The sequence below is a fragment of the Microbacterium lacusdiani genome (assembly GCF_054779895.1).
The window spans coordinates 414,520-429,373 of record NZ_BAAGXJ010000003.1 but is presented as its reverse complement, the minus strand read 5'-3'; the positions used below and the strand labels follow the sequence as shown (position 1 = coordinate 429,373).

Below are 14,854 nucleotides of genomic sequence, written 5' to 3'. Positions count from 1 at the left end.
GTCGGCACCCCGACCTAGACTCGGGGCATGTCGTTCACGCTCGACACGCCGCTGAGCCTCGCGCTCGGCGACAAGGCGGCCAACACGCTCTCGCGCGCGTTCGGCATGGCCGTCGTGGGCGACCTGGTGGCGCACTACCCGCGCCGCTACGCCGTGCGCGGCGAGCTCACGCCCATCCTGGACCTGCCGCTCGGCGAGCTCGCGACCGTCGTCGCCGAGGTCAGAAGCGTGCGCCGCCGGCGGATGCGCAACCGCCGCGGCGAGCTGCTCGAGGTCGTGATCGGCGACGGCGTGGGCGAGCTCACGCTCACCTTCTTCGGCCAGGCGTGGCGCGAGAAGGAGCTCAAGCGGGGCCGACGCGGCGTGTTCTCGGGCAAGGTCGGCGCCTTCAAGGGCGTGCTGCAGTTCGCGAACCCGGACTACCAGCTGTTCGAGGACGACACGGCCGCGCTCGCGAAGGCCGACGAGATCGTGCGCACGCCCATCCCGATCTATCCCGCGACCGCCGCCGTGACGAGCTGGAAGCTCCAGACCTGGATCGGCGAGGTGCTCGACCGGCTCGAGGACATCCCGGATCCGGTGCCCGACGAGCTGCGGTTCCGCGAGGCGCTGCTGACGGCGCGCGAGGCGCTCGAGTGGATCCACCGCCCCGAGACGCGGGCGCAGATCGACGCCGCCCGCCAGACGCTCCGCATGCACGAGGCGCTCGTGCTGCAGACCGCGCTCGCGCAGCAGCGGCAGTTCGTGCGGATGATGTCGGCCACGCAGCGCCCGGCGCGGCCCGGCGGCCTGCTGGAGCGCTTCGACGCCGCCATGCCGTTCGAGCTCACGCCCGACCAGGCGGCGGTCGGCCGGTCGATCGCGACGGACCTCACGGCCGACTGGCCCATGAACCGGCTCGTGCAGGGCGAGGTCGGCTCCGGCAAGACGCTCGTGGCGCTGCGCGCCATGCTGCAGGTCGCCGAGTCAGGCGGGCAGTCGGCCCTCATCGCGCCGACCGAGGTCCTCGCCGGGCAGCACCTCCGCTCGATCACCCGGATGCTCGGTCCGAAGCTCGCGCCGGAGCTCATGCCGACGCTGCTCACGGGCCAGATGCCCGCCGCCGACCGGCGCAAGGCCGCGCTGCGCGTCGCCTCCGGTCAGGCGCGCATCGTGGTGGGCACGCACGCGCTGCTCAGCGAGGGCACCACGTTCGCCGACCTCGGGCTGGTCGTCGTGGACGAGCAGCACCGCTTCGGGGTCGAGCAGCGCGAGATGCTGCGGGCGAAGGGCACCAGCCCGCACGCGCTCGTCCTGACGGCGACGCCCATCCCGCGCACGGTCGCGATGACGGTGTTCGGCGACCTCGACGTCTCGACCATCCGCACGATGCCGGCCGGGCGCGCCGGTATCCAGACGTTCGTCGCGCCCATCGCCGAGAAGCCCGGCTGGTTCGGCAGGGTCTGGGAGCGCGTGGCCGAGGAGGTCGAGCGCGGGCACCAGGTCTTCGTGGTCTGCTCGGCGATCGACGCCGAGAACGCGAAGGCCGTCGCACCGGGCGAGGACGACGGCTCGGGGGAGTTCGCGCCTCCCGTCGAGGGGGAGGCCGCCCGCCCGCACTGGGGCGTCGTGCAGGTCGCGGACATGCTCGCCCGCCATCCGCGCGTGGGCGAGCTGCGCATCGCGACCCTGCACGGCCGGATGCCCTCGGACGAGAAGGACCGCATCATGCAGGACTTCGCGCGCGGCGACATCGACGTGCTCGTGGCGACGACCGTGATCGAGGTCGGCGTCGACGTCCCGAACGCGTCGACCATGGTCATCCTGGACGCGGACCGGTTCGGCGTCTCCCAGCTGCACCAGCTGCGCGGCCGCGTGGGCCGCGGCGGCGTGCCCGGCCTGTGCCTGCTCGTGACCGAGGCCGAGCAGGGAACGACCGCGCGCGAGCGCGTCGACGCCGTGGCGGCGACGCTCGACGGCTTCGCGCTCGCGGAGGTCGACCTCGAGCTCCGCGGAGAGGGCGACGTGCTGGGCGATGCGCAGTCCGGCGCGCGCTCGTCGCTGCGGCTGCTGCGCGTGGTCAAGGACGCCGACCTGATCGCCCGCGCGCGCGGCGAGGCCGAGCGCATCCTCGAGGGCGACCCGACGCTCGACCGCCACCGAGGGCTCGCGGAGGCGCTCGCGCGCCGCATCACGCAGGAGGAGCGCGCCGCCCTGGCGAAGAATTGACGCGGCGCGGGGCAATGCCGACGAAGGAGGCGTTGATGCGCGCCGGGTCAAGGTCGAGCGAGCGGAGCGAGCCGAAACCCGGTCCTCCCGAGACTCGTGGATAGGCTGACGCGTATGAGCAGCCGGATCGCCGTCGTCCCCGGATCCTTCGACCCGCCGACGCTGGGGCATCTCGACGTCATCCGCCGGGCCGCGGCCCTGTACGACGAGCTGCACGTGCTCGTGGTGCACAACCCCGACAAGGCCGGCATGCTGCCGATCGCCCAGCGCGTCTCGCTCATCGAGCAGTCGATCGCCGAGGATGGCATGGACGGCAACGTGATCGTGGGCTCGTGGAGCGTCGGCCTGCTGGTCGACTACGCGCAGGAGGTCGGCGCGGGCGTGCTCGTCAAGGGCATCCGGTCGCAGGTGGACGTCGCCTACGAGACGCCGATGGCGGTCGTCAACCGGCACCTGGCCGGCATCGAGACCGTGTTCCTGCTGCCCGAGCCGTCTCACGCGCTGGTGTCGAGCTCACTCGTCCGCCAGGTCGCGGGGCTCGGCGGCGACGTGTCGCCGTTCGTGCCGCCGGCGGTCGCGCGCTTCCTCGCCAAGGCGAGCGCCCGGGACTTCTGACCCGCGCCTGGGCGTCCGCCGGGCACCGGCCCGTCGCGGCCTCCCGGAACGACCTCGCGAGTAGCATCGAAGCGTGAGATCCCGACTTTCCGGCCCGTTCGTCCTGCCTGCGCGCGACATCGTGCGCACGCCGGGCGAGATGCGCGAGCACCGCCTGACCATCCCCGCGCCCGAGAAATGGGGCGAGGGTCTCGTCGCCGTGCCTCAGGGCAAGGACCTCGAGCTCGACGCGCGCCTGGAGTCCGTGCACGAGGGCATCCTCGTCTCCGGCACGCTCGACACCGAGTACGAGGGCGAGTGCGGGCGCTGCCTGCGCGAGATCGTCGCGCCGCTCGAAGTCGAGTTTCAGGAGCTTTTCGAGTATCCTGGGGAGGAAGCGGCTGACTTCGAGGTTCAAGACGACCACGTGGATCTTGAAACTCTGGTCAGGGACGCGACCGTTCTGGCGCTCCCGTTTCAACCGGTCTGTCAGCCGGATTGCCCCGGGCTCGACCCGAACACGGGCGAGCGACTGACCGAATCGGGAAGCGCGCAGCAGGCGCCCGTCGACCCTCGATGGGCCGCGCTCCAGAACCTCACCGACCACGGATCGGCGTCTGACGCCGCCCGCGACACAGAAGAGAGCTGAATCATGGCTGGTAACCCTCCGAAGCGGAAGGTCTCCCGTTCCAACACCCGTTCGCGCCGCGCGCAGTGGAAGGCCGAGGCCCCCGCGCTCGTCAAGACCGTCGAGAACGGCAAGGTCGTCTACAGCCGTCCGCACCAGGCGAAGGTCGTCACCGACTCGCAGGGCACCGAGCTGTTCCTGGAGTACAAGGGCCGCAAGGTCGCCGACGTCTGATCCGGCTGCCGTGACGGATTCCGTTCGCGGACCTCAGCACCTGACCGAGAAGCTCGGCGTCGACATCGACGCCGAGCTTCTCGGTTTGGCGCTGACGCACCGCTCCTTCGCCTACGAGAACGGCGGCATCCCGCACAACGAGCGCCTGGAGTTCCTGGGCGACTCGGTGCTGGGGCTGGCCGTGACGACGATGCTGTACTCGCGTCATCCCGAGCTCGAGGAGGGAGCGCTCGCCAAGCGCCGCGCCAGCGTCGTGTCGACCGTCGCCCTCGCGGAGATCGCCCGCGGCATCGGGCTGGGCGATCACCTGCGCCTCGGCCGCGGCGAGGAGCTCACCGGGGGCCGCGACAAGGACTCGATCCTCGCCGACGCCATGGAAGCCGTGATCGGCGCCACCTACCTGTCGGCCGGGAGCGAGGCGGCGACCGCGATGGTGCTCCGCCTCATCGAGCCGCTGCTGAAGGACCCCGAGCGCTACGGCGCCGCGATGGACCCGAAGACCGCGCTGCAGGAGATCGCCGCGCGTCAGGGGCTCACGCCGCCCGTGTACGCCGTCGAGGCCAGCGGCCCGGACCACGACCGCCGCTTCGTCGCCACGGTCGCGGTGGGGGAGCTCACCACCACGGGCGAGGGCACCAGCAAGAAGACCGCCGAGATGGCCGCCGCGCTCGAGGCGTGGCGCCGGCTCAGCGACCGCGTCACGGCCTGACGCCGCCGATGCCGGAGCTGCCCGAGGTCGAGGTGGTGCGCGCGGGCCTGGCTCCCGCCGTCACCGGAGCACGCGTGCTCGGCGTCGAGGCGCACGATGCGCGCGCGCTCACGCGGCACCTCGGCGCACCGGACGACTTCGAGCGCCGCCTGACGGGGCGCCGGATCACCGGCACCGCGCGTCGCGGCAAGTTCCTGTGGCTGCCGCTCGGCGACGATCCCGCCGCGGGGCCCGAGGCCGTCATGGTCCACCTCGGCATGAGCGGCCAGATGCTGCTGCGCGCGCCGGGGGCGCCGGCCGAGCGGCACGAGCGCGTGCGGCTCGCGATCGAGCACCCCGAGCACGGCGAGCTCGCGGTCGTGTTCGCGGATCAGCGCACGTTCGGATCGCTCGCGATCGACGCGCTGATCCCGACGCCCGACGGGCATCCGGGCGGCTTCGGCGACGCCGCGCCGCTCGTGCCGGCACAGGCCGCGCACATCGCGCGGGATCCGATGGACCCGGCGTTCGACGATGCTCTGTTCCGGCGCCGGATCGCGGGCAAGTCGTCGGCGATCAAGCGGGTGCTGCTCGACCAGACGGTGGTGAGCGGCATCGGCAACATCTACGCCGACGAGGCGCTGTGGGCCGCGCGCGTGCACCCGGAGACCCTGGCGCGCGACCTGTCGACGCGCGCGATGAACCGCCTGCTCGCCGAGGTGCGCGCCGTGCTCGCGAAGGCGCTGGCCGAGGGCGGCACCAGCTTCGACGCGCAGTACGTCAACGTGAACGGCGAGGCGGGGTACTTCGCGCACAGCCTCAACGCCTACGGGCGGCACGGGAAGCCGTGCCCACGTTGCGGGCGCGCGATCGTCCGTGTCTCCTTCGCGAACCGCTCGAGTCACTACTGTCCCGCGTGCCAGCGCCGCGCCCGATCGGTGATATCCGGCACCGATTAAGCGGATTCGCTTATGTGGTTTCGATATCAGTGATACGGTGAAGGCATGGTCGTAGCCGTCATCGCAGACATCGTGGCCTCGCGGGAGGCCCCCGACCGCGACGTGCTGCAGCGCGAGATCGAGTCCGCGGCTCTCGCGATCGAGGAGGCGCGCGCGCGCGCGGTGCAGCGCTGGTGGCCCACGGTCGCCGACGAGTTCCAGGCCGTGTACGGCACCGTCGAGGACGCCCTGGTCGCGACGCTGTACCTGCAGCTCGCGCTGCCCGAGGGCGTCGCGTGCCGCTTCGGGCTCGGCCTCGGCGACATCAAGCCGGTCGAGTCGATGCTCGCCGACGCGATCCAGGACGGACCCGGATGGTGGGCCGCGCGCGAGGCCGTGGAGCGCGCAGAGGCGCTCGAGCGCGGCAGGCTGCCCGGCACGCGCTCGCGCTTCGTGGTGCATGAGACCCAGCCGGCCGAGGCGCGCGCCCAGGAGGCCGTGGTCAACGCCTACCTGGTGCTGCGCGACCAGGTCGTGGCCGACATGAGCCCGCGCGCCCGGCGCGTGGCGTTCGAGAGCTGGCGCGGGCAGCAGCAGAAGGACATCGCGGCGCGCGAGGGGATCACGCAGGCCGCGGTGTCGCAGTCGATCAACAAGCCGCTCGTCCGGGCCCTGCGCCTCGGCGCAACCGAGCTGGGCGAGGCGGGCGGCCGGCCGAAGGGCTGACCCGCGTCAGCGCGGCGCGAGCGCGAGCGCCACGCCGTCCGCCGCGAGGCGGGCCGACGTGTCGGCGTCGCGCATCCACAGCGGCACCGCGCGCGTGCGGATGCCGATCCGCTCGAGCGGCTCGACCGCGCCGGCATCCGCCTCGTCGACGAGCCAGCCGTCGAGCAGCCCGCCCGACGCCCTCGCGCCGTAGTGCTCGGCGACGGCCTCGGCCGAGGTCTCCACGCCGATCGCGGCCAGGCACGCGTCGGCCATCCCGCGCACCACGGCGCCCGAGATGATCCCCGACACCCCGACGATCGGCGCATCCGCGACCGCGAGCGCCTCGCGCATCTCCGGCACGGCGAGCACCGGGCCCACCGACACGACGGGGTTCGACGGCGCGATCAGGATGACATCGGCCCCAGAGATCGCCTCCAGCGCGCCGTCGGAGGGGACGGCCCGCTCGATGCCGCGCTGCACGAAGCCGGTCGCGGGCAGGGCCGCGCGGTGGCGCACCCACCACTCCTGGAAGTGGATCGGCTCCCGGTCGGCCAGCAGCACGTGGGTGTCGATCTCGCTGTCGGTCGCGGGATGCAGCGTCACGCCGAGGTCCCACCGGGAGCCGAGCCGCCGGTAGACCTCCGACACCGTGAGGCCCGCGCGCAGCCACGCCGTGCGCGCGATGTGCGTGCCGAGATCCAGGTCGCCGAGCGTGAACCACTCCGGCGCCGTGCCCCAGGCCGCCAGCTCGGCCGAGACGCGCTCGGTCTCGCCCGCGCGGCCCCAGCCCCGCTCGGCGTCGTTCACGCCGGCCAGCGCGTACAGCAGGCTGTCGTGGTCGGGGGCGATCCGCAGCCCCGACACCCACCAGTCGTCCGCGGTGTTGACGACCACGTCGATCCGGTCCTCGCCGCCGGTCCGCCGCACGTGCTCGCGCAGCCCCTTGACGAACCGGGCGCAGCCGACGCCGCCGCCGATCACGGTGAATCTCATGTCACCAGTCAACCAGCGGCGGCGCCGGCCGGGAGCTATGCGAGCTTCTTCTCCCACGCGCCCGCGTACGACGCCGGCACGAAGCCCACGGCCTCGTTCACGTCGAGCATGTACCGGTTCTCCTCGGCGTTGAACGTCGAGACGCACGGCGACTCGGGCACGATCTCGTGCCAGCGCCTCAGCCCGACGCACTTGACGATCGCGCCGAGCCGGCGACCGCGGTGCTCCGGCATCACGAGCGTGCCCCATTGCGACGTGGGTCGCGTGCGATCGGGGCCGATCTGCAGCTCGTTGAACGCGGCGACCTCGCCCGTCGGCTCGTGGATGACCAGGGTCACGCCCATGAGCGTCCCCGCCTCGGCGAACCGCCCGTCGCGCTCGAACACGCGCTCCGCGTCCCAGACCGACTGCTCGGCCGACAGCTCGCCGACGGGGACGTCGGAGCTCATCCGCGCGATCGCGGCGGCGTAGCCGGCGGCGTACTCGGGTGGGGTGGCCCCCGACCACCAGACCGCGCGGTAGTCCGGTCCGGCCTTGGCGAGCGCCTGCTCGAGCAGCCGGTCGACCGCGTCGTAGGAGCCCTGCAGGTCGAACACGCTGTTGCGCTCGACCTGCCCCAGCGCGTAGCCGTTGCGCACCATGCGCCGGTACCCGGCGTCGAGGGGAATCCATCCGGCTCCCGTCGGCGGGATCACGCGGTCCTCGACGGGCTCCGCGCGGTGGATGGTCCACGACTGCAGGATGCGGCGGCCCGACTCGCGCGCGATGCGCTCGAGCTCGGCGAACAGCGCGTCGGCGACGGGACCGTCGTCGTGCTCCGCGGCGAGCGACACGTCGATCTCGGCCGACTCCTGGGTGGTCTTGTCGAGCTCCAGGTAGGCCATGCCGGCCGGCTCGCCGTCCACCCGCGCGGCGATCACGCGCGTCGCGCGGTACGGCGTCTCGCGCCACCGGACGATCAGCTCCCGCGGATCGTCGTCGTGCAGGTCGGTGCCGGACTCGCGCCGCCACGCCTGGTTCGACAGCTCCGCGAGGGCGACGAACTCCGCCGCCTCCGGGGCGTCGAGCGTCTCGGGCACGGCGACCGGCTCGATCCGGATGTCCATCACAGTTCCTTCTTCCACTCGCCCGACGTGGCCGCGGGAGCGAACCCGACGGCCTCGTTCACGTCGAGCATGAACCTGTTCTCCTCGGCGTTGAACGTCATGACCCGCGGCGAGGTCGGCACGAGCTCGTGCCAGCGGATCAGGCCGAGGCACTTCACGATCGTGCCGAGGCGGTGCCCGCGGTGCTCCGGCAGCACGAGCGTTCCGTAGTTCTGCGTCGGGCGCGAGCGGTCACGTCCGATCACGAGCTCGTTGAACGCGGCGACGGCGCCGGTCGGCTCGTGGACGACCGCCGCGACCGCCATGAGCTGGCCGGCGTCGGCCTGGAGCCGCTCGCGGTAGCGGATGCGCTCCGCGTCCCAGGCCTCGGGCTCCCAGTCGAGCTCTCCGCTCGGCACATCCGTGGCCATCCTGCCCACGGCGTAGGCGTAGCCGTCTACGAGCTCGTCGGCGGCCGGCGACGGCCACCACACCGGGCGGTACTCGGGCCCGGCCGCGGCCAGCGCGGTCTCGAGCATCCGCTCGGCGCGCGTCAGCGACGCCGCGAACTCGAACGTGCTGACGCGCTCGACCTGACCCAGCGTGTACCCGTGCCGAAGCAGACGCCGCGTGCTGTCCGCCTCGAGCGGGACGGAGCCGCTGCCCGCCGGCGACGGGAGGCGTTCGCCCGGCACGTCGATCGTGGTGAGGTTCCAGGTGTACAGCACCGAGCGGCCTGCTTCGCGCGCGAGGCGCTCGGCCTCCTCGATCAGCGCATCCTCGATGCCCGCGCCGCGGGCGTCGGGCGCGACGTGGAAGCCCGCGTTCGCGGAGCGCTCGCCGTCGAGCGGGACGTCGAGCTCGAGGACGCCGACCACGCGGTCCTCGAGCCGCGCCAGGCGGACCCGGCGGTCGACGTACCGGGTGGCGCGCAGGCCGGCGAGCCACTCCGCGGGCTCGGCGTCGAACAGCGTCGTGCCGCTGTCGTGCCGCAGGGCGTCGGTCATGACGCGCGCCGCGGCGAGGAGGTCGGCGGCCTCGGGGGCGTCGACCGAGGAGGGGAGCCGGAGCGCGTCGATGCGCAGGCCGGCGAGAAGGGATCCCGTCGTGGGGGACATGGTGGAGCTTTCCTTCCGGATGGAGGTTCGGCCGGGCGGGGGATCGCCCCGCCCGGCCGGGGTGGGGTTCGTCAGCGGCCGAACTGGCCGGTGTAGGCGATCAGGCCGCTGGCGGCGCGGGCCCGTTCGAGGGCCGCGCGGTGTTCGCGGATCGCGCGCTCGGCGAGGGCCTCGCGCAGGTCGCGGCGTTCGATCGTCTCGGCGTCGCGCGGCTCGGGGCGGGTGCCCCACAGCAGCAGCTTGAGACCGATCCACATGGCCACCCGGTCGGGAAGCGCGGTGCGTGCAGAGCGGTTCTGCAGCGCCTGCGCGGCCTGTTGGGGAGGCCCCGGCGGATGCGACGTGCGCGCCGCGAGGCTCTCGGCCTCGTGGCGGTTGTCGCGGCGACCGGTGATGAGCGTGTTCGACATGGTGTTCTCCTCAGGAGCGCCCCGGACAGGGGCGGATGGACGTCCCCACGGCTCGGGGGACGGGGATTGCGGCGACCCTCGCGGAGAAGCGGGATCGCGGAAGGCGCGGACCGCGGAGGCCGGGTCAGGCGCGGAACCGACGGAGTCGGCGCGGGGACGATGCGGCGCGGGCGGTCATGACGACCGGCGGAGGCGCGGCGGAGGTCCGGAGGCGGGGCCGGGTCGCCCGGGGCGGGCGACGGCGGGCGTCAGCCGAGGATGCGCGCGGCGCGGTGCGCCGCATCGAGCGCGCGGATGGGGCCGGACGCCTTTCCGGTGAACCGGGTCACTGGTGCAGTGATCATGAACATGACGCCCTCCTCTCGATCTCGCGGGCTTGCGGAGAATGACGCTATAGCGGCGTGGACGTCGTCGTCAAGCGGATTCTCAGATTCGATGCGAACCGCGTGCGCGCTGCGCGGTGCGGCGAGGCCCGTCCGGTAGCGTGAATCCCGGCGATTTCCAGGGATCGCGGCCCCGTGCGGGCACCGGAATCGAGAGGACCGCGGATGCACCTGAAGAGCGTGACGCTCAAGGGCTTCAAGTCGTTCGCGCAGCCCACCACGTTCGCGCTCGAGCCGGGCGTGACCGCGATCGTGGGGCCCAACGGATCCGGCAAGTCCAACGTCGTCGACGCGCTCGCGTGGGTGATGGGCGAGCAGGGCGCCAAGACCCTGCGCGGCGGCAAGATGGAGGACGTCATCTTCGCCGGCACGGCGACGCGCGGGCCGCTCGGCCGCGCGGAGGTGCAGCTCACGATCGACAACTCGGACGGCGCCCTGCCGATCGAGTACAGCGAGGTGACGATCAGCCGCACGCTGTTCCGCAACGGCTCGAGCGAGTACGCGATCAACGGCGAGTCCTGCCGCCTGCTCGACGTCCAGGAGCTCCTGAGCGATTCGGGCCTCGGCCGGGAGATGCACGTGATCGTCGGCCAGGGCCGCCTCGACGCGGTCCTGCAGGCGACCCCCGAGGACCGGCGCGGGTTCATCGAGGAGGCCGCGGGCATCCTGAAGCACCGCCGCCGCAAGGAGAAGGCCCTCCGCAAGCTCGAGGCGATGGAGCAGAACCTGACGCGCCTGAGCGACCTGGCGGGGGAGATCCGCCGGCAGCTCAAGCCCCTCGGCAAGCAGGCCGAGATCGCGCGCGAGGCGCAGACCATCGCGGCGATCGTGCGCGACGCCAAGGCGCGCCTGCTGGCCGACGAGGTCGTGCAGCTGCGCGCCGCGCTCGCGGACCACGCGCGCAGCGAGCAGGAGCGTCACACCGAGCGCCTGGTGCTGCAGGAGCAGGCCGACGGCGTGCGCGCCCGCATCGCGCAGCTCGAGCGCGAGCAGAACGCCGAGGCGGTCGACGAGGCCCGGCGCGTGGCGTTCGCGCTCGAGCAGGTGCAGGAGCGGCTGCGCGGCCTGTACACGCTGGCCAACCAGCGCCTGGCGCTGCTCGGCGCCGACGAGGACCCGAGCACGGTGGCCGTCACGGTCACGCAGGCCGCGATCGACGAGGCGCGTGCGGAGATCACGCAGATCTCCGACGGTCTGGGCGATGCGCAGGACGCCGTCCAGGAGGCCGCGCGCGCCGTGATGCGCGCGCGGGCCGAGCTCGACGCGCTCGACGCCGACATCGCCGAGCAGAGCGCGCTCGTGTCGGAGCACGACATGCGGCTGACCGCCCTGCGCGGCTCGGCGGAGGCGGCCCAGTCGGCTCTGGCAGCCGTCCGCGGCGCGGTGCTGCGTCAGCAGAACGCGCTCGACGCCGCCGATCAGCGCCGGATCGAGGCGGCCGAGGCGCTCGAGCAGATCGACCCCGCCGTGGTGTCCGAGGGCACCGCCGCCGAGCACCAGGCGGCGTACGAGGCCGCGCAGCGCGAGACCGCCGACGCCGAGGCCGAGCTGGAGCGGATCCGCGAGGCCCACCGCACGGCCGAGCGCGAGGCCGACGCCCTGACGGCGAAGGTCGCGGCGCTGTCGAGCGCGCTCGACGTCCAGAACGGCGCGGCGGCGCTCGTGGCGCGCGGAGGCGAGGGCGTGCGCGGGCTCGTGGGCGACGCGGTGCACGTCGACGCGGGCTACGAGGCCGCCGTCGCGGCGGTGCTCGGCCCCCTCGCCGAGGGCGTGCTCGTGGACTCGCGCGCCGCGGCGTACGCCGTCGCCGAGGGCGCCGCGGAGTTCGGCGTGCTCGACATCGTGATCGCCGAGGCGGACGTCGATGCCGCCGCGCTTCCGTCGGTCGCAGGCGTCGTCCGGGCGCGCGACGTCGTGCGCGCGCCCGAGGGCGTGCTGCGCATCCTGGACCACGTGGCCATCGCGGACGACCTCGCAGCGGCCCGCGCCGCGTTCGACGCCGCGGGCGCGGACGTCGGCGGCCGGCTCGTCGTGGTGACCCGTGCGGGCGAGGTGTGCACGGCGCAGACACTGCGCGCGGGCACGGGGGAGCGATCGCGGCTCGAGCTGCAGGCGGAGCGCGACGCGGCCGCCGCGCGGCTTGACGAGGTCCGCGTGCAGGTCGAGGCCCTGACCGTCGAGCGCAGCGAGGCGAACGAGCGCCTGCAGACCGCACGGCGCGTCGGCAAGGAGGCGCTGCAGGCGCTGCGCGAGCACGATGCGCAGCTCGCGCAGCACGCCGAGAAGCTCAACCGCGCCACGGTGCGCCACGAGTCGGCCGTCGCGGAGTGCGAGCGGCTCGAGGCGGGACTCGCCCAGGCGCAGGGGGCGGTCGCCGACGCCGAGACCAAGGCCAAGGCCGCCGCGGACGAGCTCAACCGGGCGCTCGAGAAGCCCCGTCCCATCCTCGACGCCTCGGCGCGCGACGGGTATCTCGCGGCCCTCGACGCGGCCCGCGAGGAGGAGATGCGCGCGCGCCTGGAGGTCGAGACGCTCCGCGAGCGCGTCCGGGCCGCCGAGGCGCGCGCGGCGAGCCTGGAGCGCCAGCGCGAGCGGGAGCGCGAGGCGGCCGCTCAGGCGGCCCGCCGTGCCGTGATCCGCCGCGCCCAGCGCGAGATCGCGGAGGGCGTCGCGGCCGAGCTGCCGCACCTGCTGGACTCCGTGGACCGGTCGGTCGCGGAGGCCCGCCTGGCGCTGGCCGAGGCCGAGAGCGCGCGCAGCGCGGTATCGAGCGAGCTGCGTGAGCTGCGCGGCCAGGAGGCCGCCCTGCGCGAGCGCCTCACCGGGCTGACCGAGAGCGTGCACGGCCTCGAGCTCCAGATCCACGAGAAGAAGCTGCACGTCACGAGCCTGCTCGAGCGGGTGTCGAGCGAGCTCGGCCTGAACGAGGACGTGCTGGTTTCGGAATACGGTCCGGACCAGCCGGTTCCGCGCGATGTTGCCGACATCGGCACCCCGGACGACGCGCACGCCGAGAGCGCGGAACATGCCGCGGACGACATGCCCGCCACGCTGCCGTACGACCGGCGCATGCAGGAGCGCCGCCTCCGCGACGCGGAGCGCAAGCTCGCGCAGCTGGGGCGGGTGAACCCGCTGGCGCTCGAGGAGTTCGCCGCGCTGGAGCAGCGGCACAGGTTCCTCACGGAGCAGCTGGACGACCTCCTGCAGACCCGCAAGGACCTGATGACGATCATCGCGGACCTGGACGAGCGCATGCAGGTGATCTTCGAGGCCGCGTTCGAGGACACGAAGACCGCGTTCGCCGAGGTCTTCCCGATCCTGTTCCCCGGCGGCACGGGATCCATCGCGCTCACCGACCCCGAGAACATGCTCACGACGGGCATCGAGGTCTCGGTGCGGCCGGTGGGCAAGAAGATCGAGCGGCTCTCCCTGCTGTCCGGAGGCGAGCGGTCGCTCGCCGCTGTGGCGTTCCTCACCGCGATCTTCAAGGCGCGGCCCAGCCCGTTCTACATCCTGGACGAGGTCGAGGCGGCGCTTGACGACGCCAACCTCGGGCGCCTGCTGGGCGTGTTCGAGCAGCTGCGCGAGTCCAGCCAGCTGATCGTGATCACGCACCAGAAGCGCACGATGGAGATCGCGGACGCGCTGTACGGCGTCTCGATGCGCCAGGACGGCGTCTCGGCCGTCGTCGGCCAGCGGATCTCCGAGCGCGCGGCCTCGTGAGCGCCGCGCCCGCGCCCGATCGACTCGAGGCGTTCGACCGGCTCGCGCCGCGCCTGCGCCGGCGCCCCGACGTCGAGGCGCACGATCTCGTGGCCGCCGACGCGAGCGACCGGCTCATCCTGAGCGAGGCGGGCGATCTCGGCGACGAGGTCGTGGTGATCGGCGACCGATACGGCGCGATCACGCTCTCGCTGCTGGCCGCCCAGCCGGACATCCGGATCCGCGTGCATCAGGATGCGATCACGGGGGAGCGGGCCCTGCGGCTCAACGCCGAGGAGCTCGGGCTCCCGCTCGATCGGGTCGCCTGGCAAGACCTCGGCCCGGAGCTGGCGGAGGGAGCCGCGACCGTGCTCATGCAGCTGCCGCGCTCTCTGGACGCGCTCGACGAGATCGCCCAGGTCGTCGCGGCGTCCGCGGCGCCCGGTGCCCGCCTCGTCGCGGGCGGGCGCGTCAAGCACATGACGCTCGCGATGAACGACGTGCTCGCGCGCCACTTCGAGGAGGTGACCGCCAGCCGGGCGGCGAGCAAGTCGCGCGTGCTGCACGCGTCGGGCCCGATCCCGACGGAGCCGTCATGGCCCCGGCGTCAGGAGCACTCCGATCCGCGCATCACGGTCTGCGCGCACGGCGCCGCGTTCGCCGGGACGTCGATCGACATCGGCACGCGCTTCCTGCTGCGGTTCCTGCCGGACATGCGGGAGGCGGCCTCGGCGATCGACCTCGCGTGCGGCACCGGCGTCCTGGCGACCATGCTGGCGCGCGAGCGGCCCGGCATCCGGGTCGTCGCGACGGACCAGTCCGCCGCCGCAGTCGCCTCCGCCCGCGCCACCGCAGCGGCGAACGCCGTCGCCGACCGCGTCGACGTCGTGCGCGACGACGGGCTCGGATCGCAGCCCGGTGCGTCGGCCGACCTCATCCTGCTCAACCCGCCGTTCCATTCCGGCGCCGCGGTCACCGACGCGATCGCCCCGCGGCTGTTCGCCGACGCGGCGCGCGTGCTGCGCCCCGGCGGGGAGCTCTGGTGCGTGTACAACTCGCACCTCGGCTACCGCCCGATCCTCGAGCGCCTCGTCGGCCCGACCCGTCAGGCCGGCCGCAACCCGAAGTTCACGGTGACCGAGAGCGTGCGTCGCGCGGACTGAGC

The 14,854-nt window shown here is 73.4% G+C and carries 13 protein-coding genes; 9 read left to right on the top strand and 4 right to left on the bottom strand.

Annotated elements, in window-relative coordinates:
* Nucleotides 1-27 precede the first annotated feature (27 nt).
* The 7 genes from ACYVGN_RS04195 to ACYVGN_RS04165 all read left to right on the top strand — a co-directional run bounded on the left by ACYVGN_RS04195 (nt 28) and on the right by ACYVGN_RS04165 (nt 6,016).
* A complete protein-coding gene (locus ACYVGN_RS04195; RefSeq protein ID WP_460788960.1) occupies nt 28-2,208 on the top strand; it encodes an ATP-dependent DNA helicase RecG in 2,181 nt (726 codons plus the stop codon).
* A gap of 114 nt (nt 2,209-2,322) precedes the next feature.
* The gene (gene coaD, locus ACYVGN_RS04190; protein ID WP_055991006.1) at nt 2,323-2,823 is read left to right on the top strand and encodes a pantetheine-phosphate adenylyltransferase; all 501 of its coding nucleotides are present in this window, start codon (nt 2,323-2,325) and stop codon (nt 2,821-2,823) included.
* A 139-nt stretch (nt 2,824-2,962) separates the two neighbouring features.
* The gene (locus ACYVGN_RS04185; RefSeq protein ID WP_055991447.1) at nt 2,963-3,451 is read left to right on the top strand and encodes a YceD family protein; all 489 of its coding nucleotides are present in this window, start codon (nt 2,963-2,965) and stop codon (nt 3,449-3,451) included.
* A gap of 3 nt (nt 3,452-3,454) precedes the next feature.
* Nucleotides 3,455-3,664 (top strand): 50S ribosomal protein L32, encoded by a 210-nt coding sequence (rpmF, locus tag ACYVGN_RS04180; protein WP_050721097.1) that lies wholly within the window; start codon nt 3,455-3,457, stop codon nt 3,662-3,664.
* Between the two features lie 10 nt (nt 3,665-3,674).
* Nucleotides 3,675-4,373: a ribonuclease III gene (rnc, locus tag ACYVGN_RS04175; RefSeq protein ID WP_055991009.1), complete on the top strand. Its 699-nt coding sequence runs from the start codon at nt 3,675-3,677 to the stop codon at nt 4,371-4,373.
* An 8-nt stretch (nt 4,374-4,381) separates the two neighbouring features.
* Complete coding sequence (mutM, locus tag ACYVGN_RS04170) at nt 4,382-5,311, top strand: bifunctional DNA-formamidopyrimidine glycosylase/DNA-(apurinic or apyrimidinic site) lyase (RefSeq protein WP_055991450.1); 930 nt, start codon at nt 4,382-4,384, stop codon at nt 5,309-5,311.
* Nucleotides 5,312-5,356: 45 nt separating this feature from the next.
* The gene (locus ACYVGN_RS04165; protein ID WP_460788958.1) at nt 5,357-6,016 is read left to right on the top strand and encodes a SatD family protein; all 660 of its coding nucleotides are present in this window, start codon (nt 5,357-5,359) and stop codon (nt 6,014-6,016) included.
* Nucleotides 6,017-6,022: 6 nt separating this feature from the next.
* Here ACYVGN_RS04165 and cofD read toward each other — a convergent pair whose 3' ends face one another.
* From cofD to ACYVGN_RS04145, 4 genes are all read right to left on the bottom strand, one after another.
* Nucleotides 6,023-6,991, bottom strand: a complete 969-nt coding sequence (gene cofD / locus ACYVGN_RS04160) for a 2-phospho-L-lactate transferase (RefSeq protein WP_460788956.1) — start codon at nt 6,989-6,991, stop codon at nt 6,023-6,025.
* Between the two features lie 35 nt (nt 6,992-7,026).
* Complete coding sequence (locus ACYVGN_RS04155) at nt 7,027-8,097, bottom strand: GNAT family N-acetyltransferase (protein WP_460788954.1); 1,071 nt, start codon at nt 8,095-8,097, stop codon at nt 7,027-7,029.
* Nucleotides 8,097-9,194 carry a GNAT family N-acetyltransferase gene (locus ACYVGN_RS04150; protein ID WP_460788952.1) on the bottom strand — a complete coding sequence of 366 codons (1,098 nt, stop codon included), beginning with the start codon at nt 9,192-9,194 and terminating at the stop codon, nt 8,097-8,099. Before ACYVGN_RS04150 ends, ACYVGN_RS04155 begins: the two co-directional genes overlap by 1 nt.
* Before the next feature lie 71 nt (nt 9,195-9,265).
* Entirely contained in the window at nt 9,266-9,604 is a 339-nt protein-coding gene (locus ACYVGN_RS04145) for a hypothetical protein (RefSeq protein WP_055991025.1), read from the bottom strand.
* Nucleotides 9,605-10,152: 548 nt separating this feature from the next.
* Between ACYVGN_RS04145 and smc the strand changes: the two genes are divergently transcribed.
* Together smc and ACYVGN_RS04135 are read left to right on the top strand one after the other, a co-directional pair.
* The gene (gene smc / locus ACYVGN_RS04140; RefSeq protein ID WP_460788950.1) at nt 10,153-13,710 is read left to right on the top strand and encodes a chromosome segregation protein SMC; all 3,558 of its coding nucleotides are present in this window, start codon (nt 10,153-10,155) and stop codon (nt 13,708-13,710) included.
* Nucleotides 13,707-14,852: a class I SAM-dependent methyltransferase gene (locus ACYVGN_RS04135; protein ID WP_460788948.1), complete on the top strand. Its 1,146-nt coding sequence runs from the start codon at nt 13,707-13,709 to the stop codon at nt 14,850-14,852. The genes smc and ACYVGN_RS04135 overlap by 4 nt, the downstream gene beginning before the upstream one ends.
* The last annotated feature ends 2 nt before the right edge of the window (nt 14,853-14,854 follow it).